Source organism: Nocardioides sp., assembly GCF_004803405.1.
Lineage (GTDB): Bacteria > Actinomycetota > Actinomycetes > Propionibacteriales > Nocardioidaceae > Nocardioides > Nocardioides vastitatis.
This window is the reverse complement of sequence record NZ_SSXI01000194.1, coordinates 1-2,342: the sequence shown is the minus strand read 5'-3', so window position 1 is coordinate 2,342 and position 2,342 is coordinate 1. Positions and strand designations below refer to the sequence as shown.

Below are 2,342 nucleotides of genomic sequence, written 5' to 3'. Positions count from 1 at the left end.
AGCGATCTGCCACCAGCCGGCACAGATCGCCGACCGCCGGGCTGAGCACCGGCTCGGGGCTGACCAGCCGGCGCAGCGGGGTCAGTCGGCCCTGGTGCTCGCTCGCTGCCGCCCGCTCGACGACGTAGCCGTCGACGTCCTGGCCGGCGAACCGCACCTTGACCCGCGCGCCCGGCACCGCACCGTCGGCCATGGCGACCGGCACGGCGTAGTCGAAGACCCGGTCGAGGTGGGCGAGCGGAAGGTCCAGCACCACCCTCGCCACCGGGTCGACGTCGGCGACCTGGGCCTCCGCGGCCTTGCGAGCGCGGGTCGCCGCAGCCTTGGCCCGGCCCTCGGCGACCTTGTCGCGCACCAGGCCGGGCAGCTCCAGGGCCGGCTCGTCGGAGGGCGTCATGGCGAGAGTTCTACCAGTGACCCCAGTCGGCTCGAACGGGCGAGGCCCGCCGTCCACAGGGGACGGCGGGCCTCACTCAGGCGATCCGGGCTCAGACGCCCGCGGCGGCCTTCAGGGCGTCGGCGCGGTCGGTCCTCTCCCAGGTGAACTCGGGGAGCTCACGACCGAAGTGGCCGTAGGCAGCGGTCTTCGCGTAGATCGGGCGCAGCAGGTCGAGGTCACGGACGATCGCGGCCGGGCGGAGGTCGAACACCTCGAGCACGGCGGCCTGGATCTTCTCGTCCGGGACGACGCCGGTGCCGAAGGTCTCGATGAAGACGCCCACGGGGGCCGCCTTGCCGATCGCGTAGGCGACCTGCGCCTCGCAGCGGCGGGCGAGCCCCGCGGCGACGACGGTCTTCGCGACCCAGCGCATGGCGTAGGCGGCCGAGCGGTCCACCTTCGACGGGTCCTTGCCGGAGAACGCACCGCCACCGTGGCGAGCCATGCCCCCGTAGGTGTCGACGATGATCTTGCGACCGGTCAGGCCGGCGTCACCCATCGGACCGCCGATGACGAAGCGACCGGTCGGGTTGACCAGCAGGCGATAGCCCTCCGAGGGGATGTCGAACATGGCCAGGACCGGGTCGATGACGTTGACCTGGATGTCCTTCTCGAGCTGGTCGAGGGACACCTCCTCGGCATGCTGGGTCGACAGCACCACGGTGTCGACGCGCACGGGACGGTTGTCCTCGTCGTACTCGATGGTGACCTGCGTCTTGCCGTCGGGGCGAAGGTACGGGAGCGTGCCGTCCTTGCGCACCGCGGAGAGCCTCTCCGAGAGGGTCTGCGCGATCTTGATCGGCAGCGGGAAGAGCTGCGGGGTGTCGTCGCAGGCGTAGCCGAACATCAGGCCCTGGTCGCCCGCGCCCTGCTTGTCGAGCACGTCGGCCGAGGACTCCACCCGCTCCTCGAACGCGTCGTCGACGCCCTGGGCGATGTCAGGGGACTGCGCGCCGATGGCCACCTGGACACCGCACGAGTTGCCGTCGAAGCCCTTCTCCGAGGAGTCGTAGCCGATCTCGAGGATCTTGGCGCGGACGAGCTGGGCGACCGGCGCGTACGCCTCGGTGGTCACCTCGCCGGCCACGACGACCAGACCGGTCGTCAGCAGCGTCTCGACAGCGACCCGGCTCGTGGGGTCGTGCTCAAGCAGGTAGTCGAGGACGGTGTCGCTGATCTGGTCGGCGATCTTGTCGGGGTGACCCTCGGTCACGGACTCCGACGTGAAGAGACGTCCGGTCATAGTTGTGCGAGCTCCTGGTTGTCGTGCCGAGCAGTTCCCCCGTGCAGGCCCGGTCGATGCGAAGTGAGGGGTGCGTTGTCATACCAACGATACGGATGAGCGGGGGCGAGGTTCCCATGTCTCACTGCTGAAGCACCATCCGAGAGACCACCTGGTCCCAGATCAGATGCGCCAACGCGCTCTTGGAGCCGTGCGGAACCTCGAGGGCCGAACCGTCGGCACCAAGGATAACGGCCTCGTTGTCCGTACTCCCAAAGACGGCTCCACCGCTCACGTCGTTGACGACGAGCAGGTCGCAGCCCTTGCGGGCGAGCTTGGCGCGCGCCAGGTCGATCACCGAGCCCGTCGCGTCGCCGGTCTCGGCTGCGAAGCCCACGATGACGGCCCCCGGGTGCGGCCGCTGCGTCGAGAGCTCCCTGAGGATGTCGGGGTTCTGCTGCAGGGTGATCGTCGGCGCCGATCCGTCGTCGGACTTCTTGATCTTGACGTCGGACTCGGTGAGCGGCCGGAAGTCGGCGGGCGCGGCCGCCATCACCACGGCGTCCGCGGCCGCAGCGGCGGAGAGTACGGCGTCGCGCAGCTCGGCCGTCGACTCGACCCGGACCACCTTCACCCCGGCCGGGTCGGGCAGCGTGACGTTGGCCGCGACGAGGGTGACCT

The 2,342-nt window shown here is 70.2% G+C and carries 2 protein-coding genes and 1 pseudogene; all 3 read right to left on the bottom strand.

What is annotated here, in order from left to right; genetic code table 11:
• Positions 1-397: pseudogene (locus E7Z54_RS13615) on the bottom strand (primosome assembly protein PriA); the annotation flags it as partial.
• Between the two features lie 91 nt (positions 398-488).
• Positions 489-1,682: a methionine adenosyltransferase gene (gene metK, locus E7Z54_RS13610; RefSeq protein ID WP_136434557.1), complete on the bottom strand. Its 1,194-nt coding sequence runs from the start codon at positions 1,680-1,682 to the stop codon at positions 489-491.
• Positions 1,683-1,803: 121 nt separating this feature from the next.
• On the bottom strand, positions 1,804-2,342 hold a 539-nt coding region (locus tag E7Z54_RS13605), incomplete at its 5' end, for a phosphopantothenoylcysteine decarboxylase (protein ID WP_276606230.1).

Coding starts and splice junctions, on each gene's coding strand:
- metK (WP_136434557.1), bottom strand. CDS start 1,682: ATGACCGGACGTCTCTTCACGTCGGAGTCCGTGACCGAGGGTCACCCC.